Annotated in this window: 16 protein-coding genes; 9 read left to right on the plus strand and 7 right to left on the minus strand. The window is 65.8% G+C overall.

The window, feature by feature from the left end; translation table 11 throughout:
- Positions 1–191 precede the first annotated feature (191 nt).
- Together C8J25_RS15430 and C8J25_RS15435 are read left to right on the plus strand one after the other, a co-directional pair.
- Entirely contained in the window at positions 192–1,019 is an 828-nt protein-coding gene (locus tag C8J25_RS15430) for a hypothetical protein (RefSeq protein WP_107955281.1), read from the plus strand.
- A complete protein-coding gene (locus tag C8J25_RS15435; RefSeq protein WP_107955282.1) occupies positions 1,016–2,116 on the plus strand; it encodes a glycosyltransferase in 1,101 nt (366 codons plus the stop codon). The genes C8J25_RS15430 and C8J25_RS15435 overlap by 4 nt, the downstream gene beginning before the upstream one ends.
- A 57-nt stretch (positions 2,117–2,173) precedes the next feature.
- On the opposite strand, the gene C8J25_RS15440 is transcribed toward C8J25_RS15435, so the two are convergent.
- Both C8J25_RS15440 and C8J25_RS15445 read right to left on the minus strand, forming a co-directional pair.
- The gene (locus C8J25_RS15440) at positions 2,174–3,040 is read right to left on the minus strand and encodes a glycosyltransferase family 2 protein (RefSeq protein ID WP_107955283.1); all 867 of its coding nucleotides are present in this window, start codon (positions 3,038–3,040) and stop codon (positions 2,174–2,176) included.
- Positions 3,037–5,130, minus strand: coding sequence for an HAD-IIB family hydrolase (locus C8J25_RS15445; protein WP_107955284.1), 2,094 nt, complete (start codon positions 5,128–5,130; stop codon positions 3,037–3,039). The genes C8J25_RS15440 and C8J25_RS15445 overlap by 4 nt, the downstream gene beginning before the upstream one ends.
- Before the next feature lie 141 nt (positions 5,131–5,271).
- On the opposite strand from C8J25_RS15445, the gene C8J25_RS15450 reads away from it, so the two are divergent.
- Positions 5,272–6,516, plus strand: a complete 1,245-nt coding sequence (locus tag C8J25_RS15450) for a glycosyltransferase family 4 protein (protein WP_107955285.1) — start codon at positions 5,272–5,274, stop codon at positions 6,514–6,516.
- Here C8J25_RS15450 and C8J25_RS15455 read toward each other — a convergent pair.
- From C8J25_RS15455 to C8J25_RS15470, 4 genes are all read right to left on the minus strand, one after another.
- A complete protein-coding gene (locus C8J25_RS15455; RefSeq protein WP_244187142.1) occupies positions 6,432–7,337 on the minus strand; it encodes a glycosyltransferase family protein in 906 nt (301 codons plus the stop codon). The genes C8J25_RS15450 and C8J25_RS15455 overlap by 85 nt on opposite strands.
- A gap of 153 nt (positions 7,338–7,490) precedes the next feature.
- Positions 7,491–9,158, minus strand: a complete 1,668-nt coding sequence (locus C8J25_RS15460) for an inorganic phosphate transporter (protein ID WP_107955286.1) — start codon at positions 9,156–9,158, stop codon at positions 7,491–7,493.
- A 255-nt stretch (positions 9,159–9,413) separates the two neighbouring features.
- Positions 9,414–9,743, minus strand: a complete 330-nt coding sequence (locus C8J25_RS15465) for a UrcA family protein (RefSeq protein WP_107955287.1) — start codon at positions 9,741–9,743, stop codon at positions 9,414–9,416.
- A gap of 202 nt (positions 9,744–9,945) precedes the next feature.
- The gene (locus C8J25_RS15470; protein ID WP_107955288.1) at positions 9,946–10,341 is read right to left on the minus strand and encodes a GFA family protein; all 396 of its coding nucleotides are present in this window, start codon (positions 10,339–10,341) and stop codon (positions 9,946–9,948) included.
- A gap of 109 nt (positions 10,342–10,450) precedes the next feature.
- Between C8J25_RS15470 and C8J25_RS15475 the strand changes: the two genes are divergently transcribed.
- A complete protein-coding gene (locus tag C8J25_RS15475) occupies positions 10,451–12,733 on the plus strand; it encodes an ATP-dependent helicase (RefSeq protein ID WP_107955370.1) in 2,283 nt (760 codons plus the stop codon).
- A gap of 21 nt (positions 12,734–12,754) precedes the next feature.
- Here the strand turns inward: C8J25_RS15475 and C8J25_RS15480 are convergent, their stop codons facing one another.
- Entirely contained in the window at positions 12,755–13,096 is a 342-nt protein-coding gene (locus C8J25_RS15480) for an L-rhamnose mutarotase (protein WP_244187143.1), read from the minus strand.
- Between the two features lie 112 nt (positions 13,097–13,208).
- On the opposite strand from C8J25_RS15480, the gene C8J25_RS15485 reads away from it, so the two are divergent.
- The 5 genes from C8J25_RS15485 to fucP are packed head-to-tail and all read left to right on the plus strand — an operon-like array spanning position 13,209 to position 18,135.
- On the plus strand, positions 13,209–13,949 hold the full coding sequence (locus C8J25_RS15485) for an SDR family oxidoreductase (RefSeq protein WP_107955289.1): 741 nt from the start codon (positions 13,209–13,211) through the stop codon (positions 13,947–13,949).
- A gap of 11 nt (positions 13,950–13,960) precedes the next feature.
- Positions 13,961–14,806 (plus strand): fumarylacetoacetate hydrolase family protein, encoded by an 846-nt coding sequence (locus C8J25_RS15490; protein WP_107955290.1) that lies wholly within the window; start codon positions 13,961–13,963, stop codon positions 14,804–14,806.
- Positions 14,803–16,080 carry an L-fuconate dehydratase gene (locus tag C8J25_RS15495; protein ID WP_107955291.1) on the plus strand — a complete coding sequence of 426 codons (1,278 nt, stop codon included), beginning with the start codon at positions 14,803–14,805 and terminating at the stop codon, positions 16,078–16,080. The genes C8J25_RS15490 and C8J25_RS15495 overlap by 4 nt, the downstream gene beginning before the upstream one ends.
- Complete coding sequence (locus tag C8J25_RS15500) at positions 16,077–16,829, plus strand: L-fucose dehydrogenase (protein WP_107955292.1); 753 nt, start codon at positions 16,077–16,079, stop codon at positions 16,827–16,829. Before C8J25_RS15495 ends, C8J25_RS15500 begins: the two co-directional genes overlap by 4 nt.
- 28 nt (positions 16,830–16,857) lie before the next feature.
- Positions 16,858–18,135: an L-fucose:H+ symporter permease gene (fucP, locus tag C8J25_RS15505; protein ID WP_107955293.1), complete on the plus strand. Its 1,278-nt coding sequence runs from the start codon at positions 16,858–16,860 to the stop codon at positions 18,133–18,135.
- Positions 18,136–18,235: the final 100 nt, after the last annotated feature.

Consider the following 18,235-nt stretch of genomic DNA (forward strand, 5'->3'; position numbering starts at 1 on the left):
GCCGGCGCAGCAATCGGACCGACGTGTTGCTTTGACCGAGCGCTACTTCGCGACGACCGCCGGCATGAAAATATAGCCGTTGCCGCGGACCGTCCGGATGATCTCCGTTCTTTAAATACCATCACGACCATCGACGCGTTTCCCGGCACGATGGTTGCACCAGACACCAGTCGGCGCTAGCGGCATTCCCCATGTCGACGCCCGCCAAACCGCACGTTAAACCCTTGAACTGGCTCCAGCCTTTGGAGGGCCTGCGGATACTGAAGCGGGGCGACGTGCCGATCACGCGAGTTCAGGTGTACGGCCAGCGATGCAGCGGGACCAACCTCGTCACGCGCGCGATCGAGGCGAACATGCCGAGCGTGACGATCACCGAGGATTTCGGCTTCAAGCACTGGTTCGTGCCGCCGCAGACGTTGTTCGTGAAGGATACGCTGGTGCTGGTCGTCGCCCGCGATGCGTTCGACTGGACCCGTAGCCTTCACCGCCAGCCATGGCACGCGCACCCGGACCTCAAGGCGGAGCCGTTCGACGTGTTCATCCGCAGCCAGTGGCACAGTTATTGGGACGATCATTTCGGTCCCATCGAGCCGGGGCATCCGATGCAGGGCGACGAGATGCTGCACGAGCGCGATCCGGAAACCGGCGAACGCTTCGCCAATTGCATCGCCAAGCGCACCGCGAAGCTCCGCCACTGGGCGTCGTTGACCAACCGGACGCACAACGTCGCGTTGCTCGGCTATGATGCGTTCGCGCGCGCTCCGTCGGCGTTCGTCGAGGCGTTGTCCGAGGCGACCGGGATCCCGCGGCGCGAAGAATATGTGCCGATCACCAGCTACAAGGGACAAGGCTATGCGCCCTACGTTCCGACGGCTTATCCCGAACTCGCGCCTGCTGATGCCGAACACATCACCGCGTGGCTCGATCCCGAGGTCGAGGCTGCGTTCGGGTTGAGCGCCGAATATACTAATCGATATCAGTCGCCATCGGAGGCCGGATCGGTACAACGTTCGGCATGACCAAGCCGATCACGTTCTTCATCCATCACCAGGGTCGCGGCCACGCCAACCGCGCGATGGCGATCATCCGCGAACTGCCTGCCGAGCGCGCGGTGACGATCCTGACCGCCAAGCCGTCGCTGTTCGACGGGTTCGAGCGGCCGATCGCGATCGCCGCGCTGCCCGACATGATCGGCGCGCCGGTGCCGACGCCAGGCCTGTTCGCGCAGGCGACGCCCGAGGTGATGCACTGCGTCCCGCTCGGCGTCGCAAAGACCCGCGCGACGATGCGGACGATCATCGACCATCTCGACGACGCCGATCCGGCACTGTTCGTGGTCGACGTCTCCGCCGAGATCGCGCTGCTGGCCCGGATCGCGAGCGTGCCCGCGATCAGCATCCGGATGCACGGCGACCGGCTCGATCCGGGTCATCTGGGCGCCTACCAGGCAAGCGTCGGCCTGCTCGCACCCTTCGGCGAGGCACTCGAACAGGCGGACACGCCGGACTGGGTCCGCGCCAACACGTGTTACGCAGGCGGCCTGTGCACGACGGTCGACCCCGTCCCGACCAAGGCCGAGGCGCGTGCGAAGCTCGGCCTCGATCCGACCAAGGAAATCATCGTCGTCCTCACGGGCGGTGGTGGCGCGGGCACGCCCTACGCGCCGCTGACGATGGCGGCGCGCGCGGTGCCGGATGCGCTGTGGCTGGTGCTCGGGCCGGTCCACCGCGAGGGGCATGAGACCGACTTCGGCAATCTCGTCGAACTCGGCTGGGTCCCCGGCGTCACCGACCACATCGCCGCCGCCGACGTCGTCATAGGCTCGGCCGGCGACAACACCGTGCATGAGATCGCACGCGTCGGTCGGCCTTATGTCTGCGCGCCCGAATGGCGGTATTTCGGTGAGCAGACTCGGAAGGCGGAACGGCTTGCCGAACTGGGGGCGGCAGTCGCGCTGCCGTCATGGCCGGGGGCACTGGCACCGTGGCGGGGTATACTCGACGCGGCGAAGGCGCTCGATCCGGTCGCGCTCGCCGACCTGTACGACGCGGATGCGGCCAAGGTTGCCGCTGACTATCTGGAAGGACTGGCGGTCTCGCTTTGGGCGCCCGCTTAGAGATCGAGCGCTAGTCGATCCCCCCGCCAGGGAGAGATCGACACGTTGCGCAGCATCTCAGCTAAACAAAACCTCCGGCGGCATCTTTGACGCGGCCACCTCTTCCGCGGTCGGCCCCCGCAACACCGTAATCGTATCCGCATCCCAGGCGATCAGCCCGCGCTCGGCGAAATGCCCCAGCCAATAGTCCATGCACCACCGCCCCCAAGTCCCGCGAAACAACCGCGCATTGCGGATTATCGCGTCAAAATGCTGGTACGCAGGCGTGTGGACGACATGGTGCTGGTGATACGCGCGTGCACCGCCAACCCACCACATCGGCACGCCGGCGCGCTCGAGCCGCGCGGCAAAGTCGGTTTCCTCGCCGCCATAGCCGACATAGCGCTCGTCCATCCCCCCTGCCCGCGCCCAGTCCGCCGCGGAGATCGCGAACGACAAACCCCAGAGCTCGCCATGGCTCGGCGTCGGCAGTATTTCATCAGATGCTATCGGCGGCTTGGCCGGGTGACGCACGCCGACCCGGTCGAGCCTGTCCCAGTCCAGCCCGGCATCCAGCGCGCCGGCAGGGAGATACAGCACCTCGCCCAACCGGATACCGCCCGGCTCGCTCGCCGTGACCGCATAGCGTTCGACCAACGTCGGCGATGGATTGCAATCGACATCGAGGAAGATCAGTTGCTCTCCAACCGCTGCCGCCGCCGCACGGTTGCGCGCCGCCGCCAGCGGCATCGCGTCACCCTCGACGAACACCGCGCGCACTGGAAAGTCGGTCGGCGGAAGATCGGCATGCGGCGCGTCCTGCATGTACGCGATCACGAGTTCGTCAGGCTTGCGCGTCGATGCGTTGAGGCCGGCGATCAAGTTCACCAAATGCGCGCGACGTCCGCGTACCAGCGTCAGCACGCTGACCGTCGAGGATGTCACGATGCTTTCCTGATACCCTCGACGTGGATCCCGGCCGCCGCATCGCGGAAGAACGCGACGCCTTCGATCACGCCGCGCGCATGATGACCGATCGCGACATAGCCGTGCGCCAGGTCCGCGCGCGATCCCAGGCCATCCGAATAATTGCCGACGATGATCGCGTGACGCGACGATCGCAGCATCTCGATATCGTTGCCGCTATCGCCCGCGACGATCACCTGTCGCGGTTCCAGACCGAGGCGGCGGCGGACGTGCTCGACCGCGGTACCCTTCGATGCGGCATGCGGCAGGATGTCGAGATAGCGGCCATGACTCTGGATGATCGAACAGCTGTGGCCGTGTTCCGCCAGCAAAGCCCGTACCCGCTCGGCCGCCGCCATGTCGCCATCGGCGAAATAGCTGAGCTTGAAGCGGCGTTGCTCCAGAGGGCTCTGCGGCGTCAGTCCGGCATGTTGGCCGATCAGTGCGGCGACCGCCTCGCGATCCCAACCGGCGGCAATGATCCCGTCCCATTCGGTATCGCGGTCGTACACCGCGCCACGCACCGTCCGGTAATAAATCTCAGAACCGACCGAGGTGATCAGGATTTCGGGCCGCGGCGCATCATGCTGCCCGAGTACCGCCATCGCGCTGTGGAAGCTTCGCCCGGTCGCGATCGCAAACGCGACATCGGTCTGCGCGTCGTGCCACGCGGTGAAATCGTCGACGCCCTTGGCACAACCGAGCAGCGTTCCGTCGATATCCGACACCAGTAACAATTCCGGCTTCCGGTCCGTGACCGCAGGCGCGGCGTTCACGACCTCTGCGAGCAACCCGGTATAAAGCTGTACGTGCCGGTCCCAGTCATAGGCGCGGATCGCTACCGATCCTGCCGCTGAGTAGCGCGACCACAGCGCCGGATCGTCTAGTATCTTCCGGATCGCATCGGTGATGGCGCCAGGCGAACGCGGATCGACGAGAATGCCGTTGCCGCAGGTCTCGACGATATCGTTCGGCCCACCGCTGTCGGTCGCGACCACGGGCAACCCGCTCGCCGCCGCTTCGAGCAAAGTCAGTCCGAACGGTTCGTTGAGCGCCGGATTGACGAAGACGCCGCGCCGGGTTCGGGCATGAGCATAGACCGCGGCGATATCGTCCGGTCGGTGCTGCTTCGGATAGGCGACCTTACCGTACAGGTCGTAGCGGTCGATCAACTGCAACAGCTCGGCGATGTTGTCGCGAATCTCCGGCTCGAGCGTGGCGCTGTCGTCGCGCGTGCCTGCTAGGATCACGAGGTTCGCCGCGGTCTGCAACGCGGGCGAGCGGCCATAGGCATGGACAAGCGCGGCGAGGTTCTTCTTCGTGACCGGCCGTGCGATCGCGAGGATTACCGGCTTGGCGGGATCGTCCAGGAACCGGTTGATCAGCGCATCGACGCGGGCATCGGTGCCGCAGTTCGCGAACTGCTTGAGATCGCTACCCGGCGCGAACACGCGGATGCTGCCCGGATCATACGCATCGTAATCGGCATACTGGACTTCGGCCTCGTCACGCGACGACGCGATGATCGCGGCCGCCCCGGCGATGGCTTCCTCTTCGATTGCGATCCGGCGATCGAGGCCCGCGGTTTCCGTACACTCACGATCGAACGCGGCCAGCTTCACCCGACCGAGCGAATGTGCCGTGAACACATAGGGGATGCCGGTACGCGCCGAAACGCGCGCCGCAATCAGTCCGGCATCCGCATAATGCGCGTGCATGACGTCCGGCGCGCGATCGAGCGTGGCGATATGCGCCACAAGCGCCTCGACCAGGCTGTCATGCTCGGTCCACAGGTCTTCCTTGACGAGATACGCATCGGACGCGGTCAGCAGGCGGACGATGCGCGTGGTGCCGTCGATCGTCTCGATCGGCTCGGCATAGCATTCCGCATACGCCGCATGATGGAATGCACGCGTGACGATTTCCATCCGGTCGATCGCCGGATTGCGGCCGCTGGCAGCGACGAGATCGAGAAGGTACCGGATATGGCCCCCGGTATCCGCGGTGATTCCGTATTCGACGTCGGTTGCGCGTAAACACCCCTGCAACGCGATATGTAGTACGAACACCCTTCCCCCGTTCATCTGCAATTCACGTAAGGAACCGCTCACGGGGTTGCCGAGTTCCGGGCCGATGATACTTTACATGCCGGTATTGACGCAGGTTATTACGTTCCCTGCGGCGCCTCGTTCTCTCGGTGATCGATCGCTGTGAGGATCGCTCTACTCACCTGGGCCTATCCTCCTGAAAAGAGCGGACTTACTCGCGCCGCGCGCGAGATTGCGCAGTCGTTGGCACAGTCTGGCAATGACGTCTGTGTCTTCACTATGGACCGGCGCTACGACAGCCACGACGGCCGGGTGTCGGTCGTCGGTTGCGGTCTGCGCGAGGGCTCGCTCGCCGCGCGCCTGCGCAAGATCGCCGGGATCGGGCACCTCGTCGCGCCGTTCGCGTTCCGGCGGGCAGTCGCACGCGAGCACCGTCGCGAGCCGTTCGACGTGGTCGAGGCGACCAACTGGTACGCGCCGGGACTAACGATCGCGCTCACCGGTCCTGCGCCGTTGGTGACGCGCAACTCGACCCCGGCAGCGACCTCGGCCGAGACGGTAACGAGTCTCCGCGACCGGTTCGATCGGCGCGCGGCGATGCTCGCGGAGCGGATCGCAGCGCGCTTCAGCAAGGCATTGATCTCGAACACGCAGCTTCACGGCGAGAAGATCGCAGCATTGTACGGCGTCGAAGCTCCAGGACCAGCCGGGCATCACGCGGTCATCGGCCTCAGCCTGCCGCCGGAGATCGTGGCCCGAGGAACGGCCGCAGCCTATCCCGACGATGTTCCCCAGGACCAGCCGATCGAACTGCTGTTCGTCGGACGTGACGAGCATCGTAAGGGATTCGATGCCCTGATCATGGCGCTGAGGATCCTCGCCCGGCGCGCAGATGCCGGGATGCGCGATTTCCGCCTGACGATCGTCGGCGTTCATGCGGACGATTTGAAAGCGCTTCCGTCCACCGCGCGAGCGCGGCTGCGATGCCATCACCGGGTCGACGAACCGACGTTGCACGACCTGATGAGCGCCGCGCACGTCATCGTCGCGCCCTCGCGCTACGAGAGCTTCGGGCTGGTGTACCAGGAAGCGATGATGTTCGGCCGACCGGTCGTCGCCTGCGCCGAGGATCCGAGCGCACGGTTGTTCATCGGCGAAAGCGGTGCCGGATTACTCGCCAAGGCCTGCACCGGCGACGACCTCGCCACGCAGGTCCAGCGGCTGATCGAGGACCCGGCCTTGCGTGCACAGTACGCCGCGGCGAGCCGGCGGGCGTCGGGGATGTTCACGCGCGATACCCTGTCCGCGCAGACGACCGCGGTCTATCGCACCGCGATAGGATCGAAGGGGGCGAGCAACAACGCCTCGTCCTCCGGCCTGCCCGCGCCGGTCGACATCGCCTCGTAGATCCGCGTCCGCTCGCGCACCCGCTCGCCATCGAGCCGATGTTCGAGCGCGCCGGCCAGCGCCAGCGAACTCTCGACGAACGCCACGACCGGGCGCTCGTGGACGCGGCCGGCAAAGCGGATGTCGCTGCGATTGAGGCGGTACTGGATGTCGGGATAGGACGCGGACTGCACCCCGTCGACGAGGTTGCGGCGCGGCAGGCCGAGCGAGCGCAACCCGTCGCGATCCGCCGCCGCGACCAGCCAGCCGAGCGCGTCGAGCAACGCGGTGTCGGGGCGCTCGTCGGTATCGATCTGCAACACCCAGCGGGTCTGCATCGCGTCCTGGAGGCGATTGCGCTGCGCGGCGAAATCGCCGGCGAGAGGGTGATGGGCGACTTCGATCCACGGAACCCGCGCTGCGATTTCGCCTGCCTCGTCTGCCGTGCCGTCGAGCAGGACGACGATCCGGGCAAACGCTGTGCGATAATCGGTCGCGATCTCGACGATGTCGTTGGCGTCGGCGGGCCGCGCCATGATGCCGAGCCCTATCGCGTGCGGCACAGTCGTCGCGGAAGCCGATTGCGCTTGGGCTGGACGGTAATCGGGAGGAAAGCGGACATCGCCCCGCGCAACGGCGACCGGCTCCACCTCGAACCCGAACCGCCACGCCGCGTTCCGCAAACCGGCTGGGTCGAGCATCCAGCGCTCCGCAGGATCGCGCTGTAGGTCGACAAGCTCGCTTCGCAACCGCGCGACGATCTCGTCGGCAACCGCACCGACCTCGTTCGCGTCGCGAACAAGCAGGCGGCAGTGGCTACACTCGAACCAATCCTCGCGCACGAGCCAGTCCCAGTTCCCACAGATCGAGCATCGTAATCGCATGTTTCCGGCAACCCGCAGCGCCAAGGACCGGTTCCCCCGCTGCGACCGGCACCCTTCCGATCTAACCTACCGCCGTCATCTCGACTTTCGCCAGGATGACGGCCGAGCCGCTCAATACCCGAACGAATGCGCCAGCGTCAGCAACAGCCAGTACAGCCCGCCCGACAGCAGCATCGCCACCGGCAGCGTCATCACCCACGCCAGCGCCATGTTCATCACGGTCCGCCGCTGCAACCCGGCGCCATTCGCAACGCTCGCGCCCGCGACACCTGACGACAGGATGTGCGTGGTCGACACCGGCATGCCGTATTTCACCGCCAGCAGGATCGTCGCCGCCGCGACCAGTTCGGCGGACGCGCCCATGCCGTAGGTCAGGTGCGTCTTGCCGATCCGCTCGCCGACGGTGACGACGATCCGCTTCCACCCGACCATCGTGCCGAGACCCAGCGCCAGCGCGACGGTGACCTTCACCCAGGTCGGGATATAGCGCGTGCCCTGTTCGAGCCCGCTATTGTAGCTCTTGAGCGTCGTGATCTCCTGCGCGGTGAAGCGGCTCTGCGCGGACTTGTCCTCGGCGATCAGCTTGGTCGTATCGAGCACGAGGTACATGTCGTTGCGCAGGTTCGGCGTCGCCGCGGCAGGCACCTTGCCCAGCGACCCATAGCTTGCGATCCTGCTCGACACGTCGTCCGACAGCGTCGCCAGCGCGCCATAGATGACCGGATCGGCAACGTGCTTGGTCTTCAGCGCCTTGGTGACCTGCGCGCGCGAGGTCGCCACGTCGGCCGGCGCGCCGTCGGCATGCGCGCGGTACGCGGCCGATGCAGCCTGCGCCGACTGCACGAATGCGGGCATCGCGCTCTCGGGCATCGTCCGATTCAGCGCATAGGCGGTCGGCGCGCAGCCGATCAGGATGAGCATGATCAGCCCCATCCCCTTCTGCCCGTCGTTGCTGCCGTGCGCGAAGCTGACCGCTGTGCAGGTGCCGATCAGCAGCGCGCGGATGCCGCGCGGTGGCGGCGTCTGGCCCTCGGGCGCCTCGTACAGCTTCTTGTCGCGCAGGAAGCGCTTCATCACGAGCAACAGCAACAGCGCGCCGACGAACCCGACGATCGGGCTGAACGCCAGCGCAGACAGAACCTTCCAGACCTGCACCATGTCGACGCCCGACGTGCCGTCCGCGCCACCGCCGTTGATGATCTGGTTGGCAAGGCCGACGCCGAGGATCGAGCCGATCAGGGCGTGGCTCGACGAATTGGGCAGCCCGACCGCCCAGGTCGCGAGGTTCCACAGGATCGCCGCGAGCAGCAGCGCGAAGATCATGGCGAACCCGCCGACGCTGCCGACGTTGAGGATCAGGTCGACCGGCAGCAACGTGACGATCGAATACGCCACCGCGCCCGACGAGAGCATCACGCCGAGAAAGTTGAAGAATCCCGACCAGACGACCGCGAGCGGCGCGGGCATCGAGTGCGTGTAGATGACGGTTGCGACCGCGTTGGCGGTGTCGTGGAACCCGTTCACGAACTCGAACCCGAGCGCGATCAGCAGCGCCAGCGCGAGGAACGCGAACGCCCCGCCCGCCAGGCTCTCGCCGACCTGCGCGGTATCGAACGCGATGCTGAACCCGGCATAGGCGAGTCCGCCGATCAGCACTGCGAGGAATATCCAGCGCCCGGACGGATGCAGCGAATGATCGAGCTTGGGACCGGTATGCGGCGCAGCGGTAGCGCTCGAATCAGCCGTCACCGCATCGGGTGCAAATGTGGAGGTTGCCATAGGAATGTGCAGTCGGCCCTTACGATGACAATCTTATGACAGATGTAAATCAAGCGATCGTTCGACCCTATTTGGGACGTCGCCCTCTACAATCCTCCCCCGCCAGGGGGAGGTGGCTGGCCCTTGCCAGACGGAGGGGAGGCAGGGATAACACCTGTTCCGTGTCTTCCCCCTCCGTCGCCTTCGGCGCCACCTCCCCCTTGCGGGGGAGGATCGTTCGGAACCAACCTCCTCGACCTTAATCAGCGAGTTAATTCACCGAGCTTCACCGATGCTCGCGAGCTGCATGCCATTGCGGCCGAACAAAGTGGCCATCTTCACGTCCGCATCCGCAGTCATTTCCTTGCGGCACTGTTGCGCGTCGGCGAGCGCCGCGAGGCCGACACCGTGCGATTGGCAGGCGCCGACGATCGCCGAACGCAGCCGGCGCTGGAACGCGGTGCGCCCGGCGTCGCTGGTCAGGTCGAGCCCGGCGCGCGACACGCGCACCGATACCGGGTCGCGCCCGGAACTCGCCGAAGCGACCGTGGAAAACAGGCAAGCGCCGACGATCGCCGCCGAAGCGACGCTGATGAAAAGCTTCATGATGATGTTCCTCAAATGGTCCTGCGGTCCGCAAGGCTATGCCTGCGGGCGACGGCGCCAGCGCGTCGGGACACCTTTCTGGGTGCGGCATCTCCGACGACGAACCACGTCGCTGCGCATCCCCTACCCGTGGTTCGTTACGCTCGCGCGACGGTTTGGCGTCGGTCCGACGACGCGCAGAAACTCTACCTCGACCGTTCGATCACATCCCGGGATATCGCTCGAACGTCGGCAGTGCGGTCACGTCAGCCATCCACGCCAAGCGATCGGCCACCTGGATATGCGCACCCGGCGCGACCGCCTCGGGATCGTCCAGCGTACAGGATTGCACGTCGATGATCCCCGGCAGATACTCGGCATTGGTATAGAACAGTCCCGTCCCGCACCGTCCGCAGAATTGACGCCGACCGCTCGCCGACGATTCATACGTCACCGGATCGCCCGAGATGGTCACCTGCTCGGATCTGAATGCGATCCAGCCTACCATCGGCGCACCCGCGCTTCGCCGGCAATCGCCGCAATGGCACAGCGCGTGATGCTCGGGCTCGCCCTCCGCGACATAGCTGATCGCTCCGCAATGACATCGTCCCGCCAGCATGCCCGCCTCCCTCTATGTTCTCAACTTGTTCCACGTATCGTCGAACCGCGCAAGCCATACCCGCTTGCCCCATCGGCCCCCGTTCCCTACCTGTTCACCGGTGAACCAGATCGCCCAAACGTCCGCGCCGCAAGCAGAGCCTCCCTATCTGCGCGGTCTCAACCCGCCGCAGCGCGAGGCGGTGCTGACCACCGACGGGCCCGTGCTGATCATCGCCGGCGCCGGCACCGGCAAGACCGCGGCGCTGACGGCACGGCTTGCGCACCTGATCTTCACCAAGAAGGCGTGGCCGTCCGAGATCCTCAGCGTCACCTTCACCAACAAGGCCGCGCGCGAGATGCGCGAACGCGTCGGGCGGCTGGTCGGCGACGCGGTCGAGGGCATGCCGTGGCTCGGCACCTTTCACGCGATCGCCGCGAAGATGCTGCGACGTCATGCCGAGCTCGTCGGGCTGCAATCGAACTTCACGATCCTCGATACCGACGACCAGTTGCGGTTGTTGAAGCAACTGATCCTCGCCGCCGACATCGACGAGAAGCGCTTTCCGACGCGCAGCCTCGCGGGGCTGATCGACCAGTGGAAGAACAAGGGTCTCGTCCCCGCCGATATCGATGCGGGAGAAAGCGAGCGTTATGCCAACGGCCGCGGTGGCGAGCTGTACCAGCAATATCAGGCGCGCCTGATCGCGCTCAACGCCTGCGATTTCGGCGACCTGCTGCTCCACATGCTCGTCATCCTGAAGACGCACCGCGACGTGCTCGCGCAATATCAGCAGCGCTTCAAATACATCATGGTCGACGAGTATCAGGACACCAACTCGTCGCAATATCTCTGGCTGCGGCTGCTCGCGCAGGAGCGCAAGAACATCGCCTGCGTCGGTGACGACGATCAGTCGATCTATTCGTGGCGCGGCGCGCAGGTCGAGAACATCCTGAAGTTCGAACGCGACTTTCCGGGCGCGAAGGTCATCCGCCTCGAACAGAATTACCGCAGCACGCCGCATATCCTCGGCGCCGCGTCGGGCGTGATCGCCAACAATGGCGGGCGGCTCGGCAAGCAGCTCTGGACCGAGCGCGACGTCGGCGAGAAGGTGAAAGTCATCGGCGTCTGGGACGGCCCCGAGGAAGCGCGCCGCGTCGGCGAGGAAATCGACATCGTCCGCCGCTCGGGCAAATCCTTGGACGAGGTCGCGATCCTGGTCCGTGCGCAGCACCAGACGCGCGAGTTCGAGGACCGCTTCATCGCGATCGGCATGCCGTACAAGATTGTCGGCGGCTTCCGCTTCTACGAACGCGCCGAAATCCGCGACGCGCTGGCCTATCTCCGCGTCGTCAACCAGCCGGCGGATGACCTCGCCTTCGAACGCATCGTCAACGTCCCCAAGCGGGGCCTCGGCGACAAGGCGGTCGCGCGAATCCACCAGCTTGCCCGCGCTACTGGAACACCGCTGACGACGGCAGCCGCGCGCATCCTCGACACCGACGAACTGACCGGCGCGGCGAAGAAGTCGCTCGGCCGGCTGGTCGGTGACATCGCCCGCTGGCGCGACATGGCGACCAGCCTGCCGCACGCCGAACTCGCGCGGCAGTTGCTCGACGAGAGCGGCTACACCGCGATGTACCAGGCCGAGAAATCGGTCGAGGCTACCGGTCGCCTCGAGAACCTCAGCGAACTCGTCCGCGCGATGGAGGAATACGACTCGCTCGGCGCATTCCTCGAACACGTGTCGCTCGTAATGGACAACGAGGGCGGCGCGCAGGATCCGCAGGTCACGATCATGACCATCCACGCCGCCAAGGGCCTTGAATACGACACGGTCTTCCTGGTCGGCTGGGAGGAAGGCCTGTTCCCGTCACAGCGTTCCCTGGACGAAGGCGGCGTAAAGAGCCTCGAGGAGGAACGCCGCCTCGCTTATGTCGCGATTACGCGCGCCCGGCGACTGGCGGTCATTATCCATGCCGCCAACCGCCGCATCTACGGCCAGTGGAACTCGTCGATCCCCTCACGCTTCGTCGCCGAACTTCCGCCTGAGCATATCGACACCGAAACCACGATGTCCGGCGGTGCGAGCCTCTGGCAAGCCAACTGGTCCGACCGCGCCGATCCGTTCGCCGACGTTGCACGCGGCACTGGCCGCGGCCCCGGTTGGCAACGCGCATCAGGCACCGGCAGCACCTTCTCCACCAAACCCGCCCGCGTCGTCGAAAGCCGCTCCAGCGCGATCAGCCTCGGCAACAAGGGCCGCGACGACCTGTCGCTCGGCATGCGCGTGTTCCACCAGAAGTTCGGCTACGGGCTGATCGCCGAGATCGAAGGCAACAAGCTGGAGATCGACTTCGAACAGTCCGGCCGCAAGCGCGTAATGGACAGCTTCGTGACGCTCACGCCCTAACGGCACCAAACCGAAGAGAGATCAGCTGGCGGTCTGATCAGCGAGCGAGAAGATCCGCTCCATCACCGCCCATTTCGGCCCTGCCGCAGCGATCGGCTTCTGATACACGTCCATCGCCGTCTCCCAGGACGCGACGACCGGCTGCAACGCCGGGTCGGCCGCGCGTGGGAAATCGTCCTCGACCTCGGCGATCATCACGAGCCGGTCGGCGACCTGCCAGATCTCCATCTCTCGATACCCCCGCTGGACGATGTCGCGCACGACCTCGGGCCACACGGCGCCCGGCGCGTGGCGTTCGCGATAGGCGGCGATCAGGTCTGCGTCGTCGACGAGGTCCAGCGCGGTCACAATGCGATACGTCACGGAAATTCCTTCGATACGGCGTACTCCCGCGACAATAGCGCCGCCGCCCCTTTTCAAAAGTCACTTTGACTAATAAAACCACCGAAACGCACAATGACGCGCAGGAGATGGAATGAAACTGTCCGGCAAGACTGCGGTAGTGACCGCGGCGGCACAAGGCATCGGCCGCGCCACCGCAGAACGCTTCCGCGACGAGGGCGCACGCGTCTTCGCGCTCGATCGTGATGGCGATGCGCTGCAGGCCATCGACGGCGTCGAACGTCTCGTCGTCGACCTGCTCGACGCGCGCGCGATCGCCGCGCTGCCCGCCACGATCGGCGACATCGACATTCTCGCCAACGTCGCCGGCTTCGTCGCGGCGGGCGACATCCTGCAAGGCAGCGACGACGACTGGATGCTGTCGTTCGACCTCAACGTCCACGCGATGCACCGCATGACCCGCGCGTTCCTGCCCGGCATGCTCGCACGCGGCGGCGGTGCGATCGTCAACATGAGCAGCATCGCGTCGAGCGTGAAGGGCATCCCCAACCGCTACGCCTACGGCGCATCGAAGGCAGCCGTTGTCGGGCTGACCAAGGCCGTGGCGGCCGATTTCGTCGGCCGCGGGATTCGCTGCAACTGCGTGTGCCCAGGCACGATCGAGACCCCGTCCCTACGCGAACGCATCGTCTCGCAGGCAGGGACTCAGGGCATTTCGGTCAGTGAGGCCGACGCGGCGTTCGTCGCGCGCCAGCCAATGGGCCGGCTGGGCCGTACCGAAGAGATCGCCGCGCTGTTCCTGTATCTCGCCAGCGACGAATCGAGCTTCACCACCGGCGCGGTCCACGTGATCGACGGCGGCTGGGTCAACTAAAGGAATTCCGGATGAAGTTATTGCGTTACGGCCCGCGCGGCCAAGAAAAGCCCGGCATCCTCGATCAGGACGGCGCGATCCGCGCGCTGCCCGCGGACCTCGGCGATATCGCCGGTGACCTGCTGTCGCCCGAGGGCCTCGCTAAGATCGCAGCGCTCGACGTGTCGACCCTACCCAAGGTCGATGGCGCGCCGCGGATCGGGCCGTGCGTCACGCGCACCGGCAAGTTCATCTGCATCGGCCTGAACTATTCGGACCACGCCGCCGAGAGCAACATGGCCCTCCCCGCCGAGCCGGTCGTGTTCGGTAAGTGGACCAGCGCGATCCAGGGCCCGAACGACGATGTCGAGATCCCGCGCGGCTCGGAAAAGACCGACTGGGAGGTCGAACTCGGCGTCGTCATCGGTACGCCCGGCCGCCACATCGCCAAGAAAGACGCGCTGTCGCATGTCGCCGGCTATTGCGTCGTCCACGACGTGTCCGAGCGCGCGCTCCAGCTCGAGCGCGGCGGTACGTGGGACAAGGGCAAGGGCTGCGATACGTTCGGGCCGATCGGTCCCTGGCTCGTCACCGCGGACGAGGTCGGCGATCCCCAAAAGCTGGGTCTGTGGCTCGAAGTCGACGGCCATCGGTATCAGGACGGCACCACCGCCAACATGATCTTCGACGTCGCGACGATCGTGTCCTACCTCAGCGACTTCTGCACGCTCGAAGCCGGCGACATCATCTCGACGGGTACGCCCAAGGGCGTCGGCCTAGGCCAGAAGCCGCCGGTGTATTTGCGTGCAGGCCAGACCGTCCGCCTGGGCATCGACGGCCTCGGCGAGCAGACTCAGACGATGGTCGCCGCCGCGTGACGACCATCACCGGCCTGCGGACGATCGACCTTCGTTTCCCGACCAGCGCGGGGCTCGACGGGTCCGACGCGATGAACCCCGATCCGGATTATTCGGCCGCGTATGTCGTGCTGGAGACGGATACGGATGGGCTCGAAGGCCACGGCCTGACCTTCACGATCGGGCGCGGTAACGACATCTGCGTCGCCGCGATCGAGGCGATGCGGCATCTCGTCATCGGGCTCGACCTCGACTGGATCATCGAGAATCCGGGGCGGATGTGGCGGCATCTGACCGGCGACAGCCAGTTGCGCTGGATCGGCCCCGACAAGGGCGCGATCCACCTCGCGACCGGCGCGGTGGTCAACGCGATCTGGGACCTGTGGGCGAAGGCGGTCGGCAAGCCCGTCTGGCGCCTCGTCGCCGACATGACCCCGGAGGAATTGGTCCGCACGATCGATTTCCGATACCTGACCGACGCGATCACGCCGGAGGACGCTCTCACGTTGCTGACCAAGCGCGCGGAAGGCAAGGCCGAGCGGATCGCCGATCTCGACGCGACCGGTTTTCCCTGCTACACCACGTCGGCGGGCTGGCTCGGCTATCCCGACGACAAGCTGCGGCGGCTCGCGCAGGAAGCCGTCGACGCCGGCTTCGATTACATCAAGCTGAAGGTCGGTCGCGATCTTGAGGACGATATCCGTCGCCTGACGATCGCGCGCGAAGTGCTCGGGCCCGACCGCAAGCTGATGATCGACGCGAACCAGGTGTGGGACGTGCCGCAGGCGATCGAATGGGTCAACGCGCTCGCCTTCGCCAAACCCTGGTTCATCGAGGAGCCGACCAGCCCCGACGATATCCTCGGCCACCAGGCGATCCGCGAAGCGATCGGCGAGGTGAAGGTCGCGACCGGCGAGATGTGCCAGAACCGGATCATGTTCAAACAGTTCATGGCGGCAGGCGCGATCGACGTCGTGCAGATCGACAGCTGCCGTCTGGGCGGCGTCAACGAGGTGCTGGCGGTGCTGTTGCTCGCGGCCCGGTACGACCTGCCGGTCTGTCCGCATGCCGGCGGCGTCGGCCTGTGCGAATATGTCCAGCATCTCTCGATGATCGACTATCTCTGCTTCTCCGGGACCAAGGAGGGGCGCGTGATCGAGTATGTCGACCATCTCCACGAGCATTTCGTCGACCCCTGCGTGATCCGCGATGCGGCGTACATGCCGCCGACGCTGCCGGGCTATTCGATCGAGATGAGGCCGCAGTCGCTGATCGACTATCGGTTCGCCGGATGAAGCTGGGGCTGGACGGCAAGGTCGTGATCGTCACGGGTGGCGGGGCCGGTATCGGCCTCGCCATCGCCCGGGGGTTGGCCGAGGAAGGCGCGATCCCGGTGATCGTGTCGCGCAGCGCGCCCGAGGACTTCGCGGCCGAGCATCTGTTCGTCGCGACCGAATTGTCCGACGACGATGCGTGCGCGGCGGCGGTCGAGGCGACCGTCGCACATTATGGTCGGATCGACGGGCTGGTGAACAACGCCGGTGCCAACGACAATATCGGGCTCGGCCGGACGCCGGCGGAGTTTCGCGCGTCGCTCGACCAGAACCTCGTCCATTATTTCGCGATGGCGCATCACGCGGTGCCGCATATGCGCAAGACCGGCGGCGCGATCGTCAACATCTCGTCGAAGACCGCGGTCACGGGTCAGGGCGACACCAGCGCTTATGCCGCCGCCAAAGGCGCGCAACTGGCGCTGACCCGCGAATGGGCGGTGGCGCTGCGCGGCGATGGGATCCGCGTCAACGCGGTGATCCCCGCAGAGGTGATGACGCCGCTCTACCGGCGCTGGATCGACAGTTTCGACAATCCGGCGGAGAAGCTCGACGGCATCGTCGCGCGCATTCCGCTCGGCCACCGCATGACCGAGGATCGCGAGATTGCCGATACGGTGGTGTTCCTGCTCTCCGACCGGGCAAGCCACACGACCGGCCAGTGGCTCTATGTCGATGGCGGCTATACCCATCTCGACCGTGCGATAGACTGACGAACGAAAACATAAGCAGGAGTGGATCATGAGCGGAACGACCGCCGACAGGAAATATGTGCCGGCGATCGTACTGACGGTCGCGCTGTTCTTCCTCTGGGGGATGGCGAACAACCTCAACGACATCCTGATCGCGCAGTTCAAGAAGGCGTTCACGCTCACCGACTTCCAGACCAGCTTCGTCCAGCAGGCCTTCTACATGGGCTATTTCCTGCTCGCGGTGCCGGCCGCGCTGGTGACGCGCGCGAAGGGCTACAAGACCGCGATCGTCACCGGGCTGGTGCTGTATGCGGCGGGGGCGCTGCTCTTCTATCCCGCCGCGCATTACGGCGAGTATCTGTATTTCCTCGCCGCGCTGTTCGTGATCGCGTGCGGGCTGGCGTTCCTCGAGACGTCGGCGAACCCGCTGATGACCGAACTCGGCGACCCGACGACCGCGGCCAAGCGGTTGAACTGGGCGCAGGCGGCGAACCCGGTCGGTACCGTCGCGGGCGTGCTGATCGGCAAGTATTTCATCCTGTCGGCGATCGTCCACGACGAGAACGCGGTCGCGGCGATGAGCCCGGCGGCGCGCGAGGCCTTCTATCGCAGCGAAGTCGTCGCGGTGCAGACGCCCTATCTGGTGATCGGCCTCGTCGTGCTGCTGTTCGCGGTCGCCGCCGCGGTGATCCGCTTTCCAGAGCACCGCGCCGAAGAGACCGTCGGCGCACCGTCGCGGTTCGTCGACGTTTTCCGCCACCCGCGGCTGATCTTCGCGACGGTGACGCAGTTCTTCTACGTCGGCGCGCAGGTCGGCATCTGGAGCTATACGATCCGCTATGCACAGGCGAACGTCCCCGGCATGGCCGAGCACGATGCCGCGGATTACCTGTTCGCCAGCCTCGTGCTGTTCGGGATCGGCCGCTTCGCCGGCACCGCTTTGATGGGCCGGATCGCGCCCCCTCGCCTGCTGGCGATCTTCGCGATGGTCAGTGCCGTGCTCGCCGCCGTCGCAGGTCTCGTCGGTGGGCAGGTCGGGTTGTACGCGCTGGTGCTCGCCAGCCTGTTCATGTCGATCCAGTTCCCGACGATCTTCGCGCTCGGCATGGACGGACTCGGCCCGCTCCGTCGTGCGGGCGCCTCGCTGATCATCATGGCGATCATCGGCGGCGCGGTCCTGACCGGGCTGATGGGGCATATCTCCGACCTCGCCGGGATCGATACTGCGATGCTCGTGCCGGCCGTGTGCTTTCTGGTGGTGCTGGCGTTCGCAGTGAAGGCCGGGCGGACGCTGTCGGGTGAGATGGTGCCGCCGACGATCCATTGAGCAACTTAGCGCGCCGCGCACCTCCTTGTTCTCCCGCGAAGGCGGGAGCCCAGTCTGGGTCCCCGCCTTCGCGGGGAAACATGCTTGTCTCGAGGTTGGA

The organism is Sphingomonas faeni (genome assembly GCF_003053745.1).
GTDB lineage: Bacteria > Pseudomonadota > Alphaproteobacteria > Sphingomonadales > Sphingomonadaceae > Sphingomonas > Sphingomonas faeni.

Excerpts from the sequence above, each read along its gene's own strand:
- C8J25_RS15430 (WP_107955281.1), top strand. The coding sequence starts at position 192 with ATGTCGACGCCCGCCAAACCGCACGTTAAACCCTTGAACTGGCTCCAG.
- C8J25_RS15435 (WP_107955282.1), top strand. The coding sequence starts at position 1,016 with ATGACCAAGCCGATCACGTTCTTCATCCATCACCAGGGTCGCGGCCAC.
- C8J25_RS15460 (WP_107955286.1), bottom strand. The coding sequence starts at position 9,158 with ATGGCAACCTCCACATTTGCACCCGATGCGGTGACGGCTGATTCGAGC.
- C8J25_RS15465 (WP_107955287.1), bottom strand. The coding sequence starts at position 9,743 with ATGAAGCTTTTCATCAGCGTCGCTTCGGCGGCGATCGTCGGCGCTTGC.
- C8J25_RS15470 (WP_107955288.1), bottom strand. The coding sequence starts at position 10,341 with ATGCTGGCGGGACGATGTCATTGCGGAGCGATCAGCTATGTCGCGGAG.
- C8J25_RS15485 (WP_107955289.1), top strand. The coding sequence starts at position 13,209 with ATGAAACTGTCCGGCAAGACTGCGGTAGTGACCGCGGCGGCACAAGGC.
- C8J25_RS15490 (WP_107955290.1), top strand. The coding sequence starts at position 13,961 with ATGAAGTTATTGCGTTACGGCCCGCGCGGCCAAGAAAAGCCCGGCATC.
- C8J25_RS15500 (WP_107955292.1), top strand. The coding sequence starts at position 16,077 with ATGAAGCTGGGGCTGGACGGCAAGGTCGTGATCGTCACGGGTGGCGGG.
- fucP (WP_107955293.1), top strand. The coding sequence starts at position 16,858 with ATGAGCGGAACGACCGCCGACAGGAAATATGTGCCGGCGATCGTACTG.